The 20,649-nt window shown below is 63.5% G+C and carries 25 protein-coding genes; 13 read left to right on the top strand and 12 right to left on the bottom strand.

The features are described from left to right. Window positions 1-181: 181 nt before the first annotated feature. Window positions 182-793 (top strand): PEPxxWA-CTERM sorting domain-containing protein, encoded by a 612-nt coding sequence (locus ACFSCW_RS13360; protein ID WP_380890230.1) that lies wholly within the window; start codon window positions 182-184, stop codon window positions 791-793. Window positions 794-1,052: 259 nt separating this feature from the next. On the opposite strand, the gene ACFSCW_RS13355 is transcribed toward ACFSCW_RS13360, so the two are convergent. Further along, window positions 1,053-1,370 (bottom strand): hypothetical protein, encoded by a 318-nt coding sequence (locus ACFSCW_RS13355; RefSeq protein ID WP_380890227.1) that lies wholly within the window; start codon window positions 1,368-1,370, stop codon window positions 1,053-1,055. Window positions 1,371-1,768: 398 nt separating this feature from the next. On the opposite strand from ACFSCW_RS13355, the gene ACFSCW_RS13350 reads away from it, so the two are divergent. Next, window positions 1,769-3,655 (top strand): ribonucleoside-diphosphate reductase subunit alpha, encoded by a 1,887-nt coding sequence (locus ACFSCW_RS13350; RefSeq protein ID WP_380890224.1) that lies wholly within the window; start codon window positions 1,769-1,771, stop codon window positions 3,653-3,655. A 161-nt stretch (window positions 3,656-3,816) separates the two neighbouring features. Here ACFSCW_RS13350 and ACFSCW_RS13345 read toward each other — a convergent pair whose 3' ends face one another. Next, window positions 3,817-4,080: a DUF2171 domain-containing protein gene (locus ACFSCW_RS13345; RefSeq protein WP_380890222.1), complete on the bottom strand. Its 264-nt coding sequence runs from the start codon at window positions 4,078-4,080 to the stop codon at window positions 3,817-3,819. A 93-nt stretch (window positions 4,081-4,173) separates the two neighbouring features. On the opposite strand from ACFSCW_RS13345, the gene ACFSCW_RS13340 reads away from it, so the two are divergent. The 5 genes from ACFSCW_RS13340 to ACFSCW_RS13320 all read left to right on the top strand — a co-directional run bounded on the left by ACFSCW_RS13340 (window position 4,174) and on the right by ACFSCW_RS13320 (window position 8,062). Next, complete coding sequence (locus tag ACFSCW_RS13340; protein ID WP_380890220.1) at window positions 4,174-5,226, top strand: ribonucleotide-diphosphate reductase subunit beta; 1,053 nt, start codon at window positions 4,174-4,176, stop codon at window positions 5,224-5,226. Between the two features lie 22 nt (window positions 5,227-5,248). Further along, window positions 5,249-6,256 (top strand): DNA-methyltransferase, encoded by a 1,008-nt coding sequence (locus ACFSCW_RS13335; RefSeq protein ID WP_380890218.1) that lies wholly within the window; start codon window positions 5,249-5,251, stop codon window positions 6,254-6,256. After that, a complete protein-coding gene (locus tag ACFSCW_RS13330; RefSeq protein ID WP_380890216.1) occupies window positions 6,253-7,197 on the top strand; it encodes a hypothetical protein in 945 nt (314 codons plus the stop codon). Before ACFSCW_RS13335 ends, ACFSCW_RS13330 begins: the two co-directional genes overlap by 4 nt. 182 nt (window positions 7,198-7,379) lie before the next feature. After that, entirely contained in the window at window positions 7,380-7,577 is a 198-nt protein-coding gene (locus ACFSCW_RS13325; protein WP_380890214.1) for a hypothetical protein, read from the top strand. A 53-nt stretch (window positions 7,578-7,630) separates the two neighbouring features. Beyond that, the gene (locus ACFSCW_RS13320; RefSeq protein ID WP_380890212.1) at window positions 7,631-8,062 is read left to right on the top strand and encodes a DUF1330 domain-containing protein; all 432 of its coding nucleotides are present in this window, start codon (window positions 7,631-7,633) and stop codon (window positions 8,060-8,062) included. A gap of 51 nt (window positions 8,063-8,113) precedes the next feature. Here the strand turns inward: ACFSCW_RS13320 and ACFSCW_RS13315 are convergent, their stop codons facing one another. Continuing rightward, window positions 8,114-8,806, bottom strand: a complete 693-nt coding sequence (locus tag ACFSCW_RS13315; RefSeq protein WP_380890210.1) for a PEPxxWA-CTERM sorting domain-containing protein — start codon at window positions 8,804-8,806, stop codon at window positions 8,114-8,116. A gap of 142 nt (window positions 8,807-8,948) precedes the next feature. Between ACFSCW_RS13315 and ACFSCW_RS13310 the strand changes: the two genes are divergently transcribed. After that, entirely contained in the window at window positions 8,949-9,173 is a 225-nt protein-coding gene (locus tag ACFSCW_RS13310; protein WP_380890207.1) for a KTSC domain-containing protein, read from the top strand. On the opposite strand, the gene ACFSCW_RS13305 is transcribed toward ACFSCW_RS13310, so the two are convergent. The 4 genes from ACFSCW_RS13305 to rpmI all read right to left on the bottom strand — a co-directional run bounded on the left by ACFSCW_RS13305 (window position 9,137) and on the right by rpmI (window position 10,299). After that, window positions 9,137-9,433, bottom strand: coding sequence for a hypothetical protein (locus tag ACFSCW_RS13305; RefSeq protein WP_380890205.1), 297 nt, complete (start codon window positions 9,431-9,433; stop codon window positions 9,137-9,139). The two genes, ACFSCW_RS13310 and ACFSCW_RS13305, sit on opposite strands and share 37 nt — an antisense overlap. A gap of 40 nt (window positions 9,434-9,473) precedes the next feature. Further along, window positions 9,474-9,623, bottom strand: a complete 150-nt coding sequence (locus ACFSCW_RS13300) for a hypothetical protein (protein ID WP_380890202.1) — start codon at window positions 9,621-9,623, stop codon at window positions 9,474-9,476. Between the two features lie 82 nt (window positions 9,624-9,705). Then, window positions 9,706-10,083: a 50S ribosomal protein L20 gene (gene rplT / locus ACFSCW_RS13295; protein ID WP_380890200.1), complete on the bottom strand. Its 378-nt coding sequence runs from the start codon at window positions 10,081-10,083 to the stop codon at window positions 9,706-9,708. Between the two features lie 12 nt (window positions 10,084-10,095). Next, a complete protein-coding gene (gene rpmI, locus ACFSCW_RS13290) occupies window positions 10,096-10,299 on the bottom strand; it encodes a 50S ribosomal protein L35 (RefSeq protein ID WP_380890198.1) in 204 nt (67 codons plus the stop codon). Between the two features lie 148 nt (window positions 10,300-10,447). Here rpmI and ACFSCW_RS13285 point away from each other — a divergent pair, with 148 nt between their 5' ends. Both ACFSCW_RS13285 and ACFSCW_RS13280 read left to right on the top strand, forming a co-directional pair. Further along, the gene (locus tag ACFSCW_RS13285; protein WP_380890195.1) at window positions 10,448-12,571 is read left to right on the top strand and encodes an AsmA family protein; all 2,124 of its coding nucleotides are present in this window, start codon (window positions 10,448-10,450) and stop codon (window positions 12,569-12,571) included. Between the two features lie 99 nt (window positions 12,572-12,670). Beyond that, on the top strand, window positions 12,671-13,852 hold the full coding sequence (locus tag ACFSCW_RS13280; RefSeq protein WP_380890193.1) for a TIGR03118 family protein: 1,182 nt from the start codon (window positions 12,671-12,673) through the stop codon (window positions 13,850-13,852). On the opposite strand, the gene ACFSCW_RS13275 is transcribed toward ACFSCW_RS13280, so the two are convergent. Genes ACFSCW_RS13275 through ACFSCW_RS13265 form a run of 3 tightly spaced genes read right to left on the bottom strand, consistent with a single transcriptional unit; the run spans window position 13,834 to window position 16,158 of the window. Beyond that, window positions 13,834-14,442 carry a flavodoxin family protein gene (locus ACFSCW_RS13275; protein ID WP_380890192.1) on the bottom strand — a complete coding sequence of 203 codons (609 nt, stop codon included), beginning with the start codon at window positions 14,440-14,442 and terminating at the stop codon, window positions 13,834-13,836. The genes ACFSCW_RS13280 and ACFSCW_RS13275 overlap by 19 nt on opposite strands. Before the next feature lie 32 nt (window positions 14,443-14,474). Beyond that, window positions 14,475-14,741: a DUF3297 family protein gene (locus ACFSCW_RS13270; RefSeq protein WP_380890189.1), complete on the bottom strand. Its 267-nt coding sequence runs from the start codon at window positions 14,739-14,741 to the stop codon at window positions 14,475-14,477. Between the two features lie 25 nt (window positions 14,742-14,766). After that, a complete protein-coding gene (locus ACFSCW_RS13265) occupies window positions 14,767-16,158 on the bottom strand; it encodes a UdgX family uracil-DNA binding protein (RefSeq protein WP_380890187.1) in 1,392 nt (463 codons plus the stop codon). Between the two features lie 190 nt (window positions 16,159-16,348). Between ACFSCW_RS13265 and ACFSCW_RS13260 the strand changes: the two genes are divergently transcribed. Together ACFSCW_RS13260 and glnA are read left to right on the top strand one after the other, a co-directional pair. Further along, window positions 16,349-16,687, top strand: coding sequence for a P-II family nitrogen regulator (locus ACFSCW_RS13260; protein ID WP_380890185.1), 339 nt, complete (start codon window positions 16,349-16,351; stop codon window positions 16,685-16,687). A gap of 120 nt (window positions 16,688-16,807) precedes the next feature. Then, complete coding sequence (gene glnA / locus ACFSCW_RS13255) at window positions 16,808-18,220, top strand: type I glutamate--ammonia ligase (protein WP_380890182.1); 1,413 nt, start codon at window positions 16,808-16,810, stop codon at window positions 18,218-18,220. A 54-nt stretch (window positions 18,221-18,274) separates the two neighbouring features. Here glnA and ACFSCW_RS13250 read toward each other — a convergent pair whose 3' ends face one another. Both ACFSCW_RS13250 and ACFSCW_RS13245 read right to left on the bottom strand, forming a co-directional pair. Continuing rightward, a complete protein-coding gene (locus tag ACFSCW_RS13250; RefSeq protein WP_380890179.1) occupies window positions 18,275-18,967 on the bottom strand; it encodes a hypothetical protein in 693 nt (230 codons plus the stop codon). Next, window positions 18,964-19,155 (bottom strand): hypothetical protein, encoded by a 192-nt coding sequence (locus tag ACFSCW_RS13245; protein ID WP_380890176.1) that lies wholly within the window; start codon window positions 19,153-19,155, stop codon window positions 18,964-18,966. Before ACFSCW_RS13245 ends, ACFSCW_RS13250 begins: the two co-directional genes overlap by 4 nt. Before the next feature lie 238 nt (window positions 19,156-19,393). On the opposite strand from ACFSCW_RS13245, the gene ACFSCW_RS13240 reads away from it, so the two are divergent. Further along, window positions 19,394-20,569 carry a BaiN/RdsA family NAD(P)/FAD-dependent oxidoreductase gene (locus tag ACFSCW_RS13240; protein WP_380890175.1) on the top strand — a complete coding sequence of 392 codons (1,176 nt, stop codon included), beginning with the start codon at window positions 19,394-19,396 and terminating at the stop codon, window positions 20,567-20,569. The last annotated feature ends 80 nt before the right edge of the window (window positions 20,570-20,649 follow it).

Below are 20,649 nucleotides of genomic sequence, written 5' to 3'. Positions count from 1 at the left end.
GGCATGGGCGGACGAAGGGGAATGTCCCCGGCCGCAGGGGTCGAGGATCGTTTCACCCGCGATTACGCCCGACCCGCCGACTTGTTCCGCCAGCCGCAGAACCGAATCCCTGCGCGCGTGTTTGGCGGTCGAGCTTCGCGCTTGCCCATTGGGGGGCAACGATGCTCAGGGAGTATGATTCATGAAAAAACGGGTCTTGGCCGCCGTTGCGGCCGTTGCGTTCGCATACCCTGCCAGCGCGGCAGTGATCACGCTGCAAAGCATCACCAACAACGGTCCGAACAACTTCACGTTCAACTATCAGGGAACGCTCGGGCCGGACGAGGGGTTGCGTCCGGGCGATCGCCTGGTGATCTTCGATTTCGCCGGCTACGTCGCCAACTCGATTTCGGTCGGCAGCAATGCCTCGGTCACCGCGTCGGTTGAAAACACGTCGAACAACGTCATCCTGACGCCGGGCCAGACGGACGATCCCAACATTCCGAACCTGGTCTTCACCTATACCGGTCCGGCCTTCCAGACCTCGGGCGGCCCGTTCGCTTCGATCGACTTCAGCGGCCTCAGCGCGCGTTCGACCCTGGGCGGAACCAAGCTGGATGCGTTCTTCACGCTGACGACGAAGAACAATCCGGCCGCCGAAGCCGGCACCGCAGCCTTCCAGATCGGGACCGTCCGCGTTCCCACCGCCGCCGCCGTGCCCGAACCGGCGACCTGGGCGATGATGCTGGGCGGCTTCGGCCTGCTCGGCGCGGCCTCGCGCCGCCGCACCCGCATGACGAGCGTCGCAGCCTAAGCCAATATCACCCCGTCCGGTGCGCCGGGCGGGGTGATTTGCTGCAAGGCGATGTCTGCAATGGTAGATTGCGGACGTTTAGCCCCTCTCCCGCTTGCGGGAGAGGGCGATTCGCGCGTGTGGGCGCGAGCGGGGTGAGGGTCCTGGGTTCGGTTCTCGATACAGGCCCTCACCCTCCCAAGCCTGACGGCTTGGGCCCCTCCCTCTCCCACAAGCGGGAGAGGGGCTATGCCCGCAATAGGTCGATAGCCGACCCCGCTCAGCCGAGCATCTTCCGCTTGGCGTCCACCCAGGTCTTTCCCTCGTCGCCGCCCCAGAGCAGCCAGGCGATATAGCCGGCGGACGGCTTGTCGGGATCGGCCCAATTGCGGCCCTGCTTGTCGACCGCGTGGCGGGCGAAATAGCTGTACATCGATTTGATGTCGCGCGGGTCCAGCGCTTCGCGGGCGATCAATTGGCGGGCGCGCGCGACGCCGACATGCGTGCCGCCGCGGCCGTGCTTTTCGCGCAGGTCGAGGCCCTTTTGGGCGTTCGCGGCCATCTTCGCTGTCGGCCTGAAGTTGTCCGTTTCCGCCATTGCTGCGCTTCCCCTTTCACGATCCAGATAATCCACAAGAATCTGCGAGCCGCGGCGTTCCGTCAAACGCCGCGCCGACGCCCCCGAATCCGCACGGCGCAAGACCTCGGAACAGCGCCGAAACGAATCTTTTCAGCGACGAAATGCGGGTGCCCCCATGCATTTACCGTCTTGCGCCGGGACTCGGCTTGGCACAATCTGTTGGGGCAACGCTGGGGGCACACACAAGAGGTGGTATTCACCGCCGCGCGACACCATATCGCGTGGACGGCGGAGCCTTGCCCTGTGGAACATGGGGATCGCGCTGAAATGCCTGCCCCAGACCCGTGCCGCCGGTGTTACAGTTTGAAGGCTTGCCCGAATCGAACAGATCGGGAACATTGAGGGGCTCGGGACGCATGGATTTCAGGGACACGCAGGAGACGGACGTGAGCACGACCACGCTTGAAGCGTCGAGCACGGGAACCGGCACCGGCAGCAGCGAGGTGCGTCCCCAGCCCTTTCCGGTGGAGGTCGATCACAGCCGCGATTCGCTGCTGACCGATTTCGGCAAGGAGACGCTGAAGGACCGCTATCTGCTGCCCGGCGAATCCTATCAGGACCTGTTCGTGCGCGTGGCCTCGGCCTACGCCGACGATGCCGCCCATGCGCAGCGGCTGTATGATTATATCTCGAAGCTCTGGTTCATGCCGGCGACGCCTGTCCTGTCGAACGGCGGCACCGGGCGCGGCCTGCCGATTTCCTGCTATCTGAACTCGGTCGACGACAGCCTGGAAGGCATCGTCAACACCTGGAACGAGAATGTCTGGCTTGCCTCGCGCGGCGGCGGCATCGGCACCTATTGGGGCAGCGTGCGCGGCATCGGCGAGCCGGTCGGCCTCAACGGCAAGACCAGCGGCATCATCCCGTTCGTGCGCGTGATGGATTCGCTGACGCTCGCGATCAGCCAGGGCTCGCTGCGCCGCGGTTCGGCCGCCTGCTATCTCGACATCAGCCACCCGGAGATCGAGGAGTTCCTCGAAATCCGCAAACCCTCGGGCGACTTCAACCGCAAGGCGCTCAATCTGCACCACGGTGTGCTGATCCCCGACGCGTTCATGGAAGCGGTGCGCGACGGCGCCGAATGGGTGCTCAAATCGCCCAAGGACGGGTCGGAGCGCGCCAAGGTCGACGCGCGCGCCCTGTTCCAGAAGCTGGTCGAGACCCGCCTTGCGACCGGCGAGCCCTACATCGTCTTCTCCGACCATGTGAACAAGGCGATGCCGCGGCATCACCAGGAGCTGGGCCTGAAGGTCTCGACCTCGAACCTCTGCTCGGAAATCACTTTGCCAACGGGCCGCGACCAGCATGGCAAGGACCGCACCGCGGTCTGCTGCCTGTCGTCCTTGAACCTCGAGACCTGGGACGAGTGGAACGGCGACAAGCAGTTCGTCGAGGACGTGATGCGTTTCCTCGACAATGTCCTTTCCGACTACATCGAGCGCGCGCCCGAGGAGATGGCGCGGGCCCGCTATTCGGCGAGCCAGGAGCGCTCGGTCGGCCTCGGCGTGATGGGCTATCACTCGTTCCTGCAGGCGCGCGGCATTCCGTTCGAATCGGCGATGGCCAAGTCGTGGAACCTGAAGATGTTCAAGCACATCCGCGCCAAGGCGGACGAGGCGTCGATGCTCTTGGCGACCGAGCGCGGTCCGTGCCCGGACGCCGCCGAGCGCGGCGTGATGGAACGCTTCTCGTGCAAGATGGCGATCGCGCCGACCGCCTCGATCTCGATCATCTGCGGCGGCACGTCCGCCTGCATCGAGCCGATCCCGGCCAACATCTACACCCACAAGACGCTGTCGGGCAGCTTCTCGATCCGCAATCCGTATCTGGAGAAATTGCTAGTCGACAAGTCGAAGAACTCGGACGCGGTGTGGAACTCGATCCTTGAGAAAGGCGGCTCGGTCCAGCACCTCGACTTCCTCACGCCCGAGGAAAAGGACTGCTACAAGACCAGCTTCGAGATCGACCAGCGCTGGCTGCTCGAGCTCGCCGCCGATCGCACGCCCTATATCGACCAGTCGGCCTCGCTGAACCTGTTCATCCCGGCCGATGTCGAGAAATGGGACCTGCTGATGCTCCACTTCCGCGCCTGGGAGCTCGGCATCAAGTCGCTCTACTATCTCCGCTCCAAGTCCGTGCAGCGCGCCGGCTTCGCAGGCGGCGTCGAAGCCGACAACACCCCCGACCTGCGCCAGATCGAGGTCGAGGCGAAGGACTACGACGAATGCCTGGCGTGCCAGTAGGCATAAGGGGAAAGGGGCGCGGCCGCCTGTTTGAGGTGGCACCCCGCTCCGTTCGGCCTGAGCCTGTCGAAGGCCTCCCTTTTTCTTCCGGACATCGAGAAAAGAAAGGAAGGGCTTCGACAAGCTCAGCCCGAACGGGATTTCATCCTGGTGCTAAGGCCTTAAGCCTCGCTCTTCTCCTCCAGGAATTCGCTGACGTTGGCGCTCGCGACCGACAGGCGCACCTTGTCCCCTTCCACGCCGGCGACCAGGCCGACGGACAGATAATGGTGATGCCCGGCATGGCTCGCGCCTTCGATCGCCGCATGCCCGGAATCGCTCTTCTTCAGCTTGATCCGCTCGCCGTCCATGTGGTCGACGGTGCCGACATGCACGCCGTCGGCGCTGATGACTTCCATGTCCTCGCGGATGTTCAGATCGCTCATCGCTCGTCCTCCTTCATCGTTTCGCCCCCACAACGCACGACTCGGCAAATCGCCGCGCCGGCCCCATATTTCCGCTCATAAGGAGCTTCGTCCATGCCTCTCCTGTCCGCCTCCAAATCCTACAAGCCGTTCGAATACCCCTGGGCGTTCGAGTTCTGGAAGCGCCAGCAGCAGATCCACTGGATGCCGGAGGAAGTGCCGCTGGGCGAGGATTGCCGCGACTGGGCGCAGAAGCTGACGGATCACGAGCGCAACCTGCTGACGCAGATTTTCCGCTTCTTCACCCAGGCCGATGTCGAGGTGCAGGATTGCTACCACGACAAATATGGCCGAGTTTTCAAGCCCACCGAGGTCAAGATGATGCTGACCGCGTTCAGCAACATGGAGACGGTGCACATCGCCGCCTACAGCCACCTGCTCGACACGATCGGCATGCCGGAAAGCGAGTACTCGGCCTTCCTCCAGTACAAGGAGATGAAGGACAAGCACGATTACCTCTCCACCTTCGGCGTCGACAGCGACGAGGATATCGCGAAGACGCTGGCGATGTTCGGCGGCTTCACCGAGGGGCTGCAGCTCTTCGCCAGCTTCGCGATGCTGATGAACTTCCCGCGCTTCAACAAGATGAAGGGCATGGGCCAGATCGTGAGCTGGTCGGTGCGCGACGAGAGCCTGCACTGCGAAGGCATCACGCGCCTGTTCCACGCCTTCGTGAAGGAACGCGACTGCCTGACCAAGTCGGTGCGCGAGGACATTCTGGACGTCTGCCAGAAGACGGTGCGGCTGGAGGATGCGTTCATCGACCTGGCGTTCGAAATGGGCCCGGTGCCCGGCATGACGCCCAAGGAGATCAAGAAGTACATCCGCTACATCGCGGACTGGCGCCTGGGCCAGCTCGGCTTCGCGCCGATCTACATGATCGACGAACACCCCCTCCCCTGGCTCGCCCCGCTGCTGAACGGCGTCGAGCACGCCAATTTCTTCGAAACTCGCGCAACGGAATATTCGAAGGCCGCCACCCGCGGAAACTGGAACGAAGTGTGGGATAACTTCGACCGCCGCAAAGCCGCGAAGCTGGCCGTAGTCGCGAACGAGGACGAAGGCGGCGAGGACATGTTCGCCCGGGCGGGCGTGGCGGCGGAGTGATCTGGATTAGTAGCGCCGAACGATGAATAGGCGCGATGCCGTAGCATCCTTTGGCGTCGTCGCACTTCAGGCGACGATGCCGGGCATCTTTGGGAGTGAAGACGTGCCGCAAAAGGCTCTGAAACTAAGTTCCGAGCAATATGACCTTACGATCGAACGTGACTTTTCTGAACGATATCTCGCGAAGGGCTCTCAATTTGAAGTTGGGAAACTTTCGACTGTAGACTGCCTGGAATGGCTTTCTGCCGTTCCAGACCAATCGGTCGATTTGGTATTTGCTGATCCTCCATACAACATCGGCAAGGCTTCTTGGGATTCGTTTGAGAGCCATGATATTTATGTCGATTGGTGTTTGTCGTGGATTAAACAAAGTGCGCGCGTCCTAAAACCCACGGGCAGCCTAATGGTTTGTGGATTCACTGAAATCGTTGCCGACGTCGCTGGACCTGCACGGTCCTACTTCTCTTATCTTAAGTGGTTGATCTGGCACTATAAGAACAAGGCAAATTTGGGAAAGGACTTTGGCCGATCACATGAGAGCATCGTACATCTTAGGCACAAGGACTTTGCGCTCAACGTTGATGCCGCGAGAATTCCCTATGGACAACATACGCTCAAATATCCAAGTCACCCGCAAGCTGATTCTAGCGATTTCGCGCGTGACGGCAAAAAACACGTATGGAATCCGAACCCTTTGGGCGCAAAGCCAAAAGATGTCATAGAGATTCCGACCATTTCAAACGGAATGGCAGAGAAGACTCCCCATCCTACACAGAAGCCTGAGGAGTTGCTTCGTAAACTGATCGTGGCAACATCACAGCCCGGAGATATGATACTAGATCCGTTCTCAGGGAGCGGCACAACAGCGGTAACTGCGGAACAGCTGGGCCGCAAATGGGCAGCGTGTGATCTTGACCCTCAATATAATCGATGGGCTGCTGATCGATTAGCCAAGGTTAAGGTTCGGGACGAAGCATATTGGATGGAACAAGATCGAGTCGTGGCTCTCCGACGGGAGTCGATCCGTTGACCCTCTCGCATTTCGTAGCGAGAGCACGAAATAAAGCTAATTTTCAAGAAATAGAGGACTATCTTCAATTCACTTCTGACCTGCTTAGTAGCCAAAGTTCGTGGCTACAGGCTGAAATTGTCTGCCAGAATGAACCGAACTATCGCTTTTGGCAGCTCCTTATTGAGTCTCGTTTTCCTATCTCACGGCCGCTCAACGCGACGCTACTTTGCTCGTTAAATGACCTGCGCGATTTCAAGGCCCACCTCTTAGGAGACATCGGGCGAAGGGAGTTCATGACTTCTCTGGATCCGTCCGCCCGAGAATTGATGAATCGAGTCATCTACACCTCACAGCAGTGTATCGGCGTGGCCCTCGACGGCCTCCCCGCTGATGCAAGTAACTTTGCTCGCAAGCTCAATGGCGATCTGTTCGAGCGCCAAATGCAGCTTTGGATTCGCCGGATGGGTGTCGACTGCTCATCTGCTACTGTACGAGTTCCGGTGTATGTAGATGGCGTCAAGCAATGTGACATGAATTTTCAACATGATCTCGTTCTTACGGCGGGAGAGGAGGTTAAAGTCATTGGCTCGGTCAAAACATCAAGCAAAGATCGTCTAGGGAAAATCTTCACAGATAAGCTTTTACTCAACGCATTGACGGAAAAAGCCGTTCCCCATGTCGCGATCTTTTTGAACGATGTTCAACGTGGAAAAAAGTCGGATCGTACGTACAGAGTCGCGTCAACCTTCCTTCCAGGCCACTTCAAGGCGTTCACGATTAAGATAAACCCACTCGACGGGGTGTATTACTGTGATTTGCGACCAAGCATGAAAACAGATCCGCTATTAAATGCCTCAATCTTTCGGATAGACCGGTTGCTGTGTGAGGACCTATGGGCTCTGCTTGATCGCGATATCCATGCTCCGATAGCAATCGAAGACGATGAGGGGCTTTCGTGATGTTGCCGCATCTCACGAGCTTCCACTACCGGCTCGACAATGGAGCCTCTTATTTCGCAGGCCGCCTTTCCTGATAGACGGCCGATCCTCGACCTGCCGCGGCGCGGCATTTGCCACCGCTTCGGACCAAGTTCTACGCGCCACCGCTTGCCCCCACCGTCATCGCCGATCAGACTGACGGCATGATTCCAACAGACAAGCGCGTCACCTTCGTCTGTAATATGTGTGGTGGAACGTCCGTCACGCGCGACGCGTGGGCCGAGTGGGATGTCGCCTCGCAGGACTGGGTGCTCGGCGCAGCTTACGACTACGCCTTCTGCCACGATTGCGAGAAGGAGACGCGCTTGGTGGAGGTCGAACTCGCCCCGGCAGGCGAATAGCCGGGCGCACACCCCCCTCGCCAATCCCGCGCCGCCATGTCACCTTCCCCCGCATGGACCACCACATCGATCCCGAGCGCGCCGCCTTTGATGCCTTCAAGGCGCTGCCCCGCGACACGCCGATTCACATGCTGAACCTGGTCCGCTACCGCGAGCGCGCCGCCTATCCGGCGGATCACGCGGCGGCGGCCGAGGCGCTGTCCGGCGCCGAGGCCTATCGGCGCTACAGCGACGAAAGCGGACCGGTCTTCCGGCGCGTCGGCGGCACGATTCTTTATTCCGGCCGCCCGGAATGCGTGCTGATCGGCCCGGCCGACGAGCGCTGGGACGCGGCCTTCATCGCCGTCTATCCGAACGCCGCCGCCTTCCTCGAAATGGTGACCGATCCCGACTACCGCCGCGCCGTCGTCAACCGCCAGGCGGCGGTCGAGACCTCCCGCCTGATCCGCATGGCCCCGCGCGAAGCGGGCAGCGGCTTCGCATAAACGGCGGGCCCGGAGCCTTGGCCCCGAGCCCGCTCCCCCTTATCCGTGCATTCAGGCGATCGCCGGCCGCGCCCGTCGCCGCACGCCCAGGCCGGTCATCGCGAAGCCGGCGATCATCAGCGCCCAGCTGGCCGGTTCCGGTACGGCGCTCAGCTCGCCGAATTCGAAATTGTCGAAGCCGATCGTCGCGCCGTTCGAATAGAAGCGGACCGACTGGATGCCGGCGAGCGACAGGCTGAGGTCCGCGCCCTGGCCGAAGACATTGCCTTCGTTGACGCTGACCGAGCCAAGCAGATTGCCGCCCACGCCATAGGCTTCGAGCGTTGCGATGCTGCCGTCGGGGAATTTGTCGCCGAGCACGCGCACGAAGCCGGTCGTCGCCTTGAGCGACGTGTTGGCGGTGCTGAAGAACGCGGCCGTGATCGGGGTCGAATAGCTGAGCGTGCCATTGGCCGCAGTGCCGCCGATGATGTTCGGCGGCGTCGGCGTGCAGGTCGCGCCGCAGCCGGGCACGTGATCGACCACCGCGACATAGCCGGCGCCGGACGAGAAAGTGACGCCGTTCGTGGCGAGGAACTGGTTGCTGAGCTGCGAGCCCGCCGGGACCGCTGCGCCCGGCGAATTGGACATGGCCGGGAACGGCGTCACGCCGTCGGCCTGTGTCTCGAAGGTGATCACGGTGTTGGCGGCGGCCGGTGCGGTCAACGCCAGCACGGCCGAAGCGGCGAGAAATGCACGCGTCATCGTCGTCTCCCCCTGTGGTACCGGACTCGATGCGACACGAACTGTTTTTATGTTTGGCGACAATGACATGAATCCCCCCGGCCCGCCAGCCCGCATGCGCCGCCCTCAGGAAACAGCGACCGGCGTCCCGCATTGAGACAGCATGCCGCAAGTCGCATCCGAAGCCGTCGCGCAGATCGAGTATGACGAGGACTCGCGCACCCTGTTCGTGCGGTTCACGAGCGGCGAATGGTATGGCTATCTGGGCGTGCCGGCGCGGGTCCACGCCGCGTTCCTTGCCTCGGAGTCGAAGGGTCGCTTCTTCCAGGAGCGCATCCGCGACCGCTATGCCTATGCCGGCCCGCTCCCATCGCCCGGCGGCCGATAGCCGAGCGCCTGCAGGTCGACGCCCTGCGCCCGCAGCCGCTCGGCATCCTCGGGCGTGCCATAGCGGGCGAGCGCCTGGGCGGGATCGCGCTCGATCAGCGCGGCGATGTCGTCAGGTGGCGGCGACGGGGCGGGGGCGCGCGTCCGGCGCCGCCGCTCGCGCGCTTCGCGAATCCGCGCCCGCTCGCCGGGCGGAAGGCTCGCCTCGTACCAGATCAGCGCCGCGCACATCGTGAGCGCAATCAGGATCAGCCAGATCATGCCGGCAGCCTAGGCCCGCCGCACCGGCCGGCAAGTCCTGTCAGTGGCGTTTGAAATACTGGACTTCGCGTTCGTGCTTCTCGGCCGCGGCGCGGCTGCCGAACGTGCCCAGGTTGCGGCGCTTGCCGGTGTCGGGGTCGGTCTTCCGCGAATAGAGCCGGTATTCGCCCGATTTGAGCTTGCGGATCATGGGAGCAAAAACGCGCGGCAAAAGAAAACGGGCCCGGAGCGTGCCGCCCCGAGCCCGTTCTCTGTTCAATCCTGCGAAGGGCTTACGCCGCGACGCGGGCGCCTTCGGGAAGCGCGGCCTTCACCTGGGCGATGATCGCCGAGAAAGCCTCGCCCTCGTGCATCGCGATGTCGGCCAGGACCTTCCGGTCCAGTTCGACGCCGGCGAGCTTCAAGCCATGCATGAACACGCCATAGGTCAGGCCTTCGGCCCGCACGGCGGCGTTGATGCGCTGGATCCAGAGCGCGCGGAAGTTCCGCTTCTTCACCTTGCGGTCGCGATAGGCGTACTGGCCGGCCTTTTCGACCGCCTGGCGCGCGATGCGGATCGTGTTCTTGCGACGGCCGTAATAGCCCTTCGCCTGATCCAGAATGCGCTTATGCTTCGCCTTGGTGGTGGTGCCGCGTTTGACACGTGCCATTGTCGGTCCTCCTTACTTCAGGCCGTAGGGGGCCCAGGCCTTCACCGTCGCCGTATCGGCGTCGGAGAGGACGGAGGTGCCGCGGTTCTGGCGGATATATTTGCCGTTGTGGCTGATCAGGCGGTGGCGCTTGCCGGCCACGCCGTGCTTCAGCTTGCCGGTGGCGGTGAGCGTGAAGCGCTTCTTCACACCGCTCTTGGTCTTGAGCTTGGGCATTTTCGTCCTTTCGAGTTTATCGACGATCACGGACGGCCACGGCAGCCCACACTGGCCGGGCAGTCCTTCCTTATCGCGAAGCGGCGGCTCCTAGCGGCGAGTCCGGCAAATTGCAACCAGACCGGCCGCATAGGGGTTGATCCCGGTCATGAACGAGATGGCCCGGCCCGGCGCGTTCGAGGACGCACGCCCGATCCACCGCGATCCGGCAACGACGGCGGTGGCGAGCCTGCTTGCGCTCGTCGCCACGATCGTCGGGCTGATCCTGCTCGCCTGGACCGTGCTGTACGTGACCAAGGGCCGGTTCCTGAAGCACATGTTCGAGCGTTACGCCAGCCGCTCGGCCGAGCGCGACGTGCGTGTGGCCGGCGATTTCCAGCTCTATTTCAACCCGATCGACATTAAGTTCCTCGCCGAGGGGCTGACGATCACCAATCCGAAATGGGCGAAGCAGCCCTATTTCCTCAAGTCCAAACTGATCGACAGCAACATCGAATCGATCCCGCTGATCTTCGGCAAGCGCCGCATCGACTGGCTGATGCTGCTGAACGGCGATGTCGATCTCGCCTGGAGCCCGGACGGCAAGCAGAACACCTGGACGATGGGCAAGCCGTCGGCCAAGCCGCTCGAGCTGCCCGACATCCGCGAGGCGCTGATCCAGGGCACCCGCATCCATTATTCCGATCCGCGGCTGCGGCTGACGGCGAATCTGGGTATCGACACCGTCCGGGCGCAGGACACGCGCTTCGCCTCGGACATCCGCTTTTCGGGCAACGGCACGCTTCGCGACCGGCCGTTCAAGCTTTCCGGCAATCTGATGTCGCCGAACGAGACGGTGACCGGGGGCCGCAACCAGTTCCGCATGCACGCCGAGGCTGCACGCACGGTGCTCGACGTCTCGGGCACGCTGCCCGGCGCGACGCGGATCGAGGGCGCGCCGCTCGACTTCCGCGTCCACGGCTACAATCTCGCCAATCTGTTCGAGTTCATCGGCGTCGCCGTGCCGGAAACGCGCGCCTACAATCTGCGCGCGGTCCTCACCAAGAACGACGGCATCTGGAAGTTCGAGCGGCTGCGCGGCCGCTTCGGCAACAGCGATCTCGCCGGGCGGCTGACCGTCGCGATGCCGACGAACCGGATTAAGCTCGACGCCAATCTCGCGACGAACTCGCTCGACGTCATCGATGCCGGGCCGTTCATCGGCTACAATCCGGAACGTCTCGACGCGACGGGCGGCAAGATCGTGCAGACCGAAGGCGGGGCGCCGCGCCTACTTCCCGACGCTCCGCTCCGCGTCGACGCGATCCGCCGATTCGATGCCGACGTCCACTGGACGGTCAAGCGCGTCGCCGGTGACAAATGGCCGGTTTCGAACATCGACCTGACGCTCAGTCTCGATCACAGCCTGTTGAAGCTGTCGCCGCTGACCTTCGACCTAGACCGCGGCCATGTCTCGTCGGACATCTCGATCAATGCGCGCCGCAATCCGGTCTTCACCGATCTCGACTTGCGCCTTTCGCCGACGCCGATGGGCCGGCTGCTGAAAGGCTTCGGCGTCGAGGAAGCCGGGACGACCGGCACGCTGAAGGCACGCGTCCAGCTCGCCGGACCGGGCGACAGCGTGCGCAAATGGCTCGGCAATTCGAACGGCCGCATCGCCGTGATCATGCCGCAAGGCTCGCTCTGGGCGCGCAACGTGCAGCTTTCGGAGCTCGATATCGGGACGTTCGTCTGGAAGATGTGGAAAGGCGAGCTGAAAGAGCCGGTGCAGATCAATTGCGGACTGATCGCCTTCACCGTGCGCAACGGCATCGCCGCCGCCGATCCGATCCTGATCGACACCAAAAAGAACGTTATCCTCGGCCGCGGCGGGTTCAGCTTCAAGAACGAGGCGCTCGACCTGCGCGTCCGCGCCGACGGCAAGCGCTTCAGCCTGTTCTCGGCGCAAAGCCCGATCGGCGTCGGCGGCTATTTCGCCAAGCCGAGCATCGACGTGATCAGCCCGCAGTTGATCGCGCGCGGTGGGGCGGCGGTCGGGCTCGGCGCGGTCGTGTCGCCGCTGGCGGCGATCCTCGCCTTTGTCGACATTGGAGATGCCAAGTCCGCGGCATGCGGCCCGGTCCTTTCCGGCGCGACGGCCATGGCCCAGCGCACAAAGGGCGGCGAACCGCGCGACGATGTCGGCAAAGGCACCACCGCCAAATCGGAAAGCGGCAACCGCTCGCCCGAGGCGAAGCACAAGCAGCGGAAGAAGTTCCTCGGCATCTTCTGAGTGGCCGTAACGGCTCCAAAATGATATGAAGTCACACGCGGGGGCGCGACTCGCCCGGCGCGTCGCTGACTATCGCCGGGCGCCCAAAGGAGGGTCCCAATGCACGTGCATCGCCTTGCACCGTGCCGCGCCGTTCTGTTCGGCACAGCCTCAGCGTTTTCGCTCCTCTGCTCCTCCGTCGCCTGGTCCGCGTCGCAGCGGGTGGCCCAGACCAATCTGGTCACCGACGATGCGGCATTCCTCGCCAGCCAGGGCTTCGCGCCGGCTGCGACGGTCGATGCCAGCCTGATCAATCCCTGGGGCACGTCCTTTTCCGCGACCAGCCCGTTCTGGGTGTCGAACCAGGGTGCAGGCAACGCCACGCTCTACAATGGCGCGGGCGCCAAGCAGGGCCTGACCGTTACCATGCCCTCCTTCCCCGGCGGACCGAATGGGCCTACGGGCCAGGTGTTCAACTCGACCACCAATGATTTCGTGCTGGCGGCGGATGGCGCGAAGGCGACCTTCCTGTTCGCCAACCTGAACGGCGCTATCCAGGGCTGGAACAATGGCCTTGGCACCACGGCCGCAAACGCGGTGCTCACGCCCGGCGCGGTCTATACCGGCCTCGCGCTGGGCAATAGCGGCGGGCAGAATTTCCTCTACGCCGCGAACGTGGCCCAGAACCGCATCGACGTGTTCAACAGCGGCTTCATGCTGACGTCGCTGGCGGGGTCCTTCACCGATCCGACCCTGCCGGCGGGCCTGGCGCCGTTCAACGTCGCCAATATCGGCGGCCAGCTCTATGTCACCTACGCGCCGCCCCAGGACGCCGACGAAGCGCCGCTGGGCACCGGCGTCGTCGATGTGTTCAACACCGACGGCACCTTCGTTCGGCGGTTCGCAACCGGCGGCAATCTGCTCTCGCCCTGGGGAGTGGCGAGGGCGCCGGCCAGTTTCGGCGTGTTCGGCAACGCGATCCTGGTCGGCAACTTCGCCGAGGATGACGGCTTCATCAACGCCTTCCGCGAAAGCGACGGCACTTATCTCGGCATGCTGAACGGGCCCGGCGGCGACCCGTTCAAGATGCCGTATCTCTGGAGCCTCGCCTTCCGCACGGGCGGTGCAGGCGTCGACCCCAACGCGCTGTATTTCACCGCCGGCATCGGCGACGAAATGCACGGCCTGTTCGGACGATTGAACGCGATTCCGGAACCGGCCGCCTGGGCAATGATGGTCGCCGGCTTCGCGCTTGCCGGATGGGCAGTGCGGAAGAGCCGTCCTCAGGTCGTGCCCGGATAGGGCTGACCTGATAGAAGGCGGGCAAGGTGTGCGGCGTTCGAGGCCGCCGCCTTCGCCGTTGCAGCGATCTTCTCGGGCACTTGCGGCAGATCCTTGAAGTCCACCTTGCCCATCGCTTCGCCGACCCAATAGGTCGCGGCAGCCGCCGGCACGGTGAAGCCGACGTCGTTCAGCGCCTGGAACAATGTCGCGGCGATGTGGTGCGCGCCGTCCTCATTGCCGACGATGCCCGCAAGCGCGACCTTGCCGTAAACCGGCGTGCGGCCCTGCGCGTCGGTTTCGCTCAGGAAGGCGTCCATCCGCTCGACCACGCGCTTGGCGACGCTCGACATCTGGCCGAGCCAGACCGGCGTACCGAGGATCAGGATATCGGCGGCAAGGAGTTTGGCGCGGATAACAGGCCAGGCGTCGCCTGGCCCTTCGTCCGATGTGACGCCGGGTTTCACGTCGTGCGCGGCGACGCGGATGGTTTCGGTCAGCCGCACGTCGTGCTTTGCCAGTTCGCCGGCGATCAGCCCAATCATCTTGTCGGTGGACGATTCACCCTCGGTCTTGAGAGTGCAGTTGAGCGCGATCGCCGTCAAAGCCATGCCCGGCAGACGCGTGGAACCGGTGCGAGTTCCTAGCCGGCGTCGCTTTCCTCGCCTTGGGCCGGGGTCAGGTAATAGGGCTCGACCGGTCCGGTCAGCTTGATCGTGAGCGGCCGGCCGTGGCGGTCGACTTTCTTGCCGAGTGCCACGCGCACCCAGTTTTCGGACACCGAATATTCCTCGACGTCGGTGCGCTCGTTGCCCTTGAAGCGGATGCCGATGCCGCGGCCGAGGACATCGGCGTCATAATGCGGCGAGCGCGGATCGTTGGAAAGGCGGTCGGGAGGGGTGTCAGTCATGCGCGCGCCTTAGCCGCGAGGCCCGTCATGCCGCAAGCGCCGCGACGCGTTCGTTCGCGCGGCGCAGATCCTCGACGAACTGCGCATATTCGCGTTCCTTGTCGGCCTTGTCCTGCAGGCGCAGCAGATAGCTCGGGTGGATCGTCACCCAGCATTCGCCGCCGTCCTCCAGCTTTAGCGGACGACCGCGCGTGCCGGAGATCGTCACGACCTTGTGCAGCAGCGACCGCGCCGCGGTGGCGCCGAGCGCGACCGTCACCGGCGGGCGGATCAGCATCCGCTCCTGATCGATCCACCAGCGGCAGGCATCGATCTCGCCGCCGTCGGGCTTGGAATGGATGCGGCGCTTGCCGCGCTGCTCGAACTTGAAATGCTTCACGGCGTTGGTGACATAGGCGGTCGCGCGATCCACGCCCGCCTCGGCGAGCGCCTGATCCAGCACTTGCCCCGCCGGCCCGACGAACGGCTTCCCCGCCAGATCCTCCTGATCGCCCGGCTGCTCGCCGACCAGCATCAGCCTGGCCGACACCCTGCCTTCGCCGAACACCGTCTGCGTCGCGTGCTTGTAAAGATGGCAGCGCGTGCAGCCTGCCGCTTCCTCGCGCAGCGACTCCCAAGCGACGCGGGCATTGCCGCCGATCTCCGCACGCGATGCCGCAACCATGCCAGCCTCCCGGGCCTGCGCCCCTGCAATGAGCTTGGGGACCAACGCAGTCTCGGGCATGTTTTTCCAATATTTGCGCGGCATCTCCTTCAGCATCGTGCCGACCTTCAGCCGGGCCGGATTGAAGATCGAGGCGTAGTAGGCGCCCCATACGTCCTCGATCGGATCGCCTTCAGGCGCATCGGCCTTGGTCGCGCCCGGTCCTTCGGTAAGCGCCTCGCCGTCCCAGTGCACCGACAGCTCCGGCGTCAGGATCGACCAGCGCATCGCGGCGAAGCGGCGGACGAAGAAGCCGGCGTTCAGCCGCACGATATGATGCTCGGGCTCGAACCAGGCGACGAAGCGCGGGCCTTCCTCCGTCGCCACCTCGCGGAAGCGCAGGAAGGCGCGCATCTTGTGGATGTCGCGCCGGACCGACTTCGCCATTTCCTCCAGCCGCCGCAGCAGCGGGTCGGCATGGTCGTCGATCAGCCGCGGCTCGGCCAACAGCCGCAGCAGCATGCGGTAGAGCAGTCCGAACCGCTCCGGATCGGAATGAGCGATCGCGGTCTGCGCCAGCTCCACGAACGGCCGCGGCACCGAAAATGCGCTGGCCTCCGCCGGCGCAATCGGCTCCTCGCCGAACAGGTCGGCCGCCTGCTCGCCCACTTGCCACACCACTTGATCCGCCGCGATTCCGGCGAGGGCGAGCGCCCGCGCCGCGGCGCGCCAGCCGTCGAAATCATCCTCAGTGGCAAGGCGAACCAGGCGCATCAATCGTTCCAGCAGCGAAATCCCAATGCAAACAATCGGTTCGCGATCGGGTTGCCCGCATCGCGCCCGCGAATTCCACCACTCCGTCACTGAGCGGCTGCAACAATATTACAGATCGAATAAACGCCGCTTGCGACTCGTGACAAGGCGCGGCTATGATTTGTGCAGCGCACAATAAGCGGGGCTCCGGGTGAAGAAGGTCGAAGCGATCATCAAGCCGTTCAAGTTGGACGAAGTGAAGGAGGCCCTTCACGACGTCGGGGTCTCCGGCATCACCGTCACGGAGGCGAAGGGTTTCGGCCGCCAGAAAGGCCATACCGAACTGTATCGCGGCGCCGAATATGTCGTCGACTTCCTGCCCAAAGTGAAGCTGGAAGTCGTGGTCGACGATTCGCTGGCCGACCGGGTGGTCGAGGCGATCGCATCCGCCGCCCAGACCGGCCGCATCGGCGACGGCAAGATTTTCGTGCTGCCGGTCGAAACCGCGGTTCGCATCCGCACCGGCGAACGCGACGCCGACGCTTTGTGATTTTCTCCCCTCCCGCTTGCGGGAGGGGCCGGGGGTGGGCCTGTTCGACTGCTCCTGAGTGATGTGATTGCCCACCCCTAACCCCTCCCGCAAGCGGGAGGGGAACAGACGGAGACACCAATGACTGCCACTGCCGCCGACATTCTGAAGCGCATCAAGGACGAGGAGATCGAATGGGTCGATCTCCGCTTCACTGATCCCAAGGGCAAATGGCAGCACCTCTCGATGGTCTCCAGCGTCCTTGGAGAGGACGAGCTGACCGACGGCCTGATGTTCGACGGTTCGTCGATCGCCGGTTGGAAGGCGATCAACGAGTCCGACATGATCCTGAAGCCGGACCTGGACGCGGCCTATGTCGATCCGTTCAGCGCGACGCCGATGCTGATCCTGTTTTGCGACATCGTCGAGCCCTCGACCGGCGAGCTCTACACCCGCGACCCGCGTTCGACCGCCAAGCGCGCCGAGGCGTATCTGAAGAACACCGGCATCGGCGACACCGTCTATGTCGGGCCCGAGGCCGAGTTCTTCATGTTCGACGACGTGCGGTTCGAGAACAGCTACTCGACCAGCTATTACAAGCTCGACGATATCGAGTTGCCGACCAACACCGGCCGCGAATATGAAGTCGGCAACCTCGCCCACCGGCCGCGCGCCAAGGGCGGCTATTTCCCGGTCGCGCCGGTCGACTCCGCCGTCGACATCCGTGGCGAGATGGTCTCGACCATGCTCGAAATGGGCCTGCCCTGCGACAAGCATCACCACGAAGTCGCCGCCGCGCAGCACGAGCTCGGCCTGACCTTCGGCACGCTGGTCGAGACCGCCGACCGCATGCAGATCTACAAATACGTCGTGCACCAGGTCGCGCACGCCTATGGCAAGACCGCGACCTTCATGCCGAAGCCGATCAAGGAAGATAACGGCTCGGGCATGCACACCCATATGTCGATCTGGGAAGGCGGCAAGCCGCTGTTCGCCGGCAACGGCTATGCGGGCCTCAGCGACATGTGCCTCTATTATATCGGCGGCGTCATCAAGCACGCCCGCGCGCTCAACGCCTTCACCAACCCGACCACCAACAGCTACAAGCGGCTGGTGCCGGGCTACGAAGCGCCGGTGCTGCTCGCTTATTCGAGCCGCAACCGCTCCGCCTCGTGCCGCATCCCGTATGGCGCGGGCAGCAAGGCGAAGCGCGTCGAGTTCCGCTTCCCGGACGCGCTCGCCAACCCGTATCTCGCCTATGCGGCGCTGCTGATGGCCGGCCTCGACGGCATCCAGAACCGCATTCATCCGGGCGAGGCGATGGACAAGAACCTCTACGACCTGCCGCCCGCCGAACTCGCCAACGTGCCGACGGTGTGCGGTTCGCTGCGTGAAGCGCTCGACGCGCTGGAAGCCGATATGGACTTCCTGCTGAAGGGCGACGTGTTCAACCGCGAGCAGGTCGAGGCCTATATCGAACTCAAGCGCGAGGAAGTCGCCCGCTGGGAAATGACGCCGAGCCCGGTCGAGTTCGATATGTACTACAGCTCGTAAGGCTGGCGNGCCCCCCCAGCAGCGAGGCCCGACGGCGCGGCTCCGCCGCGCCGGTCAGACATTTTGCCGTAGCCAATCGCTAACACGCATCCAGTCCTCATTGGCCACTTGAGCACCCGTTGGGTGTAACGTCGCCACTGCAGGCAAACCGGCGATGTAGCCTTTGACCAGAAGCCGTCGCTTTCCGTTTCGATCTCTAAGGACGGTGTCCACGCCTGTGGCATAGGTGTCGAACGGATCGAGACCCAATACAAGGATCAGCCGTGGCTCTATCATGGATATCAGTTCAAACAGTTCGGCCGCGCAGATTCCTTCGAGCTTTGACCGGAGATGACCAGGCAAATTGAACCACCTGTACCTGCTTTCCTTCTTCAGCGAACTACTCTTGAAGAACAGGAAGTTTGTTTGAAGGGCATGATCTAGCAAACCGCCCTTTCCCGCCCGCTCGAAAATATATCTAAGTTTGCCGGCCAAGGGCCAAGTTGCCGAGCCTATGTAGGAGGTTGTGGGCCAACAAATCTCTACGTCTGGTCCGTGGTCATTAGCTCCGAAGCCGGGATTCGCGCCGATGACCAGTAAAGGCGGGCGATGCGCCGGTGGCCCGCTCAGGATGCTGAACCCGCATGCGCCGCCAAAAATGTCTTCGCGGTGCTCACACCAGAGCTCGTTAATGCGGGCGTACATCTGCGCCGCCCGTGCTTCTATTCTCTCCGCGCTGTTCTGCTGGCTCGATGCAACTAGCTTCATCGAACCTTCTCGATAGAATAGCATCTGGGCTCATAGGAAGTCGTCGTGCGCCGGTCGGCTTCCTTCACCAGCTTCTCGCCGAGTTCATTGCAAGCTTTCTCGGTTGCAATGTTGTCGATCGCCAATGCCTGGATCGGTTGTTCGCCGCGGACATAAAGGATGAGCAGCCAAACGGTGATGGTATTCACGTGTCCTCCCAAACAGACAGTACGCCCGTCTATAACCGCCTTCAGTCGAGATCAGCACATAAAGCATGGCATTCGCGATTTCCCGATCGGCCATGCGGGAGTCGGCTAGATAAAGTTTATAACTGAGGAGGAGTGCGGTCGAAACGACTGTGTCCCCTCCAACGCCGCGCCTTATGACTGCGTTCGACGCCCACCCGCACCCTTGCGCCGCACCCGATCCCCCTCCATCGCCGCCTCAATGCCGGCGACCCACGACCTCATCATCCTCGGCGCCGGCGCGGCCGGGTTGATGTGCGCGGCGACGGCTGGCCAGCGCGGCAGGCGGGTGCTGCTGATCGACCATGCCGATCAGCCGGGGAAGAAGATCCTGATCTCGGGCGGCGGGCGGTGCAATTTCACCAATGTCGGCGCGGCACCCGATCGCTTCCATTCCGCCAACCCGCATTTCGCCAAGTCGGCACTCAGCCGCTACACGCCCGCCGACTTTATCGCGCTTGTCGATCGGCACGGCATCGCCTGGCACGAAAAGACATTGGGCCAGCTCTTCTGCGACGGCTCGGCGCGGCAGATCGTCGCGATGCTGATGGAGGAATGCGCGAAAGGCGCGGTGCGGATCGCGCTCGGCCAGCCGATCCGCGAGGTAACGCATGCCGACGGCCTGTTTCGCGTCACGCACGACGGCACGGTCTCGACGGCACCGGCGCTGGTCATCGCGACCGGCGGGCCGTCGATCCCGAAAATGGGCGCAACGGGCTTTGCCTATGATCTTGCCCGACAGTTCGGCCTCAAGATCGTCGAGCCGCGCCCAGCTCTCGTGCCGCTCACTCTGGGCGGCGACGAAGCTTTGTTCCGCGACCTCTCCGGCGTCGCGACCGAAGTCATGGCCCGCGCCGGCAAGACTGCGTTTCGCGAGGCGGCGCTGTTCACGCACAAGGGCCTGTCCGGCCCCGCCATCCTGCAAGTCTCGTCCTATTGGCGGCACGGCCAGCCGGTCGGCATCGACTTCCTGCCGTCGCAAACCGCCGGCTGGACGATCGCCGCCAAGCGCCAGCGCCCGCGCACCCACTTTCACACGCTGCTGACCGAACAGCTCCCCGCCCGCCTCGCCGAAGTGCTGGCCAAGCGGATCGGCCTGTGGGGCGAGCTCGCCAACCTGCCTAACGCTAAGCTGGAAGACGCCGAGCGCCGCCTCGCCGACTGGCAATTCCACCCGAACGGCACCGAAGGCTTCGCCAAGGCCGAAGTCACCGCCGGCGGCATCAGCACTGCCGAGCTCTCGTCGCAGACGATGGCGGCGAAGAAAGTCCCCGGCCTCTATGCCATCGGCGAAGCGGTGGACGTCACCGGCTGGCTCGGCGGCTACAATTTCCAATGGGCCTGGGCGAGTGCCGTCGCGGCGGGGCTGGCGGTCTAGGAAAGCCTCGGCGTTCCTCCCAAACCATCCATGTCGAGCGAAGTCGAGACACGCACCTTCGCTCGAACTCGGCGCATATC

It is taken from the genome of Sphingomonas tabacisoli, from assembly GCF_042678385.1.
Lineage (GTDB): Bacteria > Pseudomonadota > Alphaproteobacteria > Sphingomonadales > Sphingomonadaceae > Sphingomonas_B > Sphingomonas_B tabacisoli.
The sequence above is the reverse complement of the archived record's forward strand: the minus strand, read 5'-3'. Positions and strand labels throughout refer to the sequence as shown.

Bases quoted from the DNA above. Each gene is read 5' to 3' on its own strand.
- rplT (WP_380890200.1), bottom strand. From the start codon at position 10,083: ATGGCACGTGTCAAACGCGGCACCACCACCAAGGCGAAGCATAAGCGC.
- ACFSCW_RS13350 (WP_380890224.1), top strand. From the start codon at position 1,769: ATGGATTTCAGGGACACGCAGGAGACGGACGTGAGCACGACCACGCTT.
- ACFSCW_RS13340 (WP_380890220.1), top strand. From the start codon at position 4,174: ATGCCTCTCCTGTCCGCCTCCAAATCCTACAAGCCGTTCGAATACCCC.
- rpmI (WP_380890198.1), bottom strand. From the start codon at position 10,299: ATGCCCAAGCTCAAGACCAAGAGCGGTGTGAAGAAGCGCTTCACGCTC.
- ACFSCW_RS13280 (WP_380890193.1), top strand. From the start codon at position 12,671: ATGCACGTGCATCGCCTTGCACCGTGCCGCGCCGTTCTGTTCGGCACA.
- ACFSCW_RS13345 (WP_380890222.1), bottom strand. From the start codon at position 4,080: ATGAGCGATCTGAACATCCGCGAGGACATGGAAGTCATCAGCGCCGAC.
- ACFSCW_RS13265 (WP_380890187.1), bottom strand. From the start codon at position 16,158: ATGCGCCTGGTTCGCCTTGCCACTGAGGATGATTTCGACGGCTGGCGC.
- ACFSCW_RS13275 (WP_380890192.1), bottom strand. From the start codon at position 14,442: ATGGCTTTGACGGCGATCGCGCTCAACTGCACTCTCAAGACCGAGGGT.
- ACFSCW_RS13315 (WP_380890210.1), bottom strand. From the start codon at position 8,806: ATGACGCGTGCATTTCTCGCCGCTTCGGCCGTGCTGGCGTTGACCGCA.
- glnA (WP_380890182.1), top strand. From the start codon at position 16,808: ATGACTGCCACTGCCGCCGACATTCTGAAGCGCATCAAGGACGAGGAG.
- ACFSCW_RS13305 (WP_380890205.1), bottom strand. From the start codon at position 9,433: ATGATCTGGCTGATCCTGATTGCGCTCACGATGTGCGCGGCGCTGATC.
- ACFSCW_RS13285 (WP_380890195.1), top strand. From the start codon at position 10,448: ATGAACGAGATGGCCCGGCCCGGCGCGTTCGAGGACGCACGCCCGATC.
- ACFSCW_RS13320 (WP_380890212.1), top strand. From the start codon at position 7,631: ATGGACCACCACATCGATCCCGAGCGCGCCGCCTTTGATGCCTTCAAG.
- ACFSCW_RS13325 (WP_380890214.1), top strand. From the start codon at position 7,380: ATGATTCCAACAGACAAGCGCGTCACCTTCGTCTGTAATATGTGTGGT.
- ACFSCW_RS13270 (WP_380890189.1), bottom strand. From the start codon at position 14,741: ATGACTGACACCCCTCCCGACCGCCTTTCCAACGATCCGCGCTCGCCG.
- ACFSCW_RS13240 (WP_380890175.1), top strand. From the start codon at position 19,394: ATGCCGGCGACCCACGACCTCATCATCCTCGGCGCCGGCGCGGCCGGG.
- ACFSCW_RS13360 (WP_380890230.1), top strand. From the start codon at position 182: ATGAAAAAACGGGTCTTGGCCGCCGTTGCGGCCGTTGCGTTCGCATAC.
- ACFSCW_RS13355 (WP_380890227.1), bottom strand. From the start codon at position 1,370: ATGGCGGAAACGGACAACTTCAGGCCGACAGCGAAGATGGCCGCGAAC.
- ACFSCW_RS13310 (WP_380890207.1), top strand. From the start codon at position 8,949: ATGCCGCAAGTCGCATCCGAAGCCGTCGCGCAGATCGAGTATGACGAG.
- ACFSCW_RS13335 (WP_380890218.1), top strand. From the start codon at position 5,249: ATGAATAGGCGCGATGCCGTAGCATCCTTTGGCGTCGTCGCACTTCAG.
- ACFSCW_RS13250 (WP_380890179.1), bottom strand. From the start codon at position 18,967: ATGAAGCTAGTTGCATCGAGCCAGCAGAACAGCGCGGAGAGAATAGAA.
- ACFSCW_RS13300 (WP_380890202.1), bottom strand. From the start codon at position 9,623: ATGATCCGCAAGCTCAAATCGGGCGAATACCGGCTCTATTCGCGGAAG.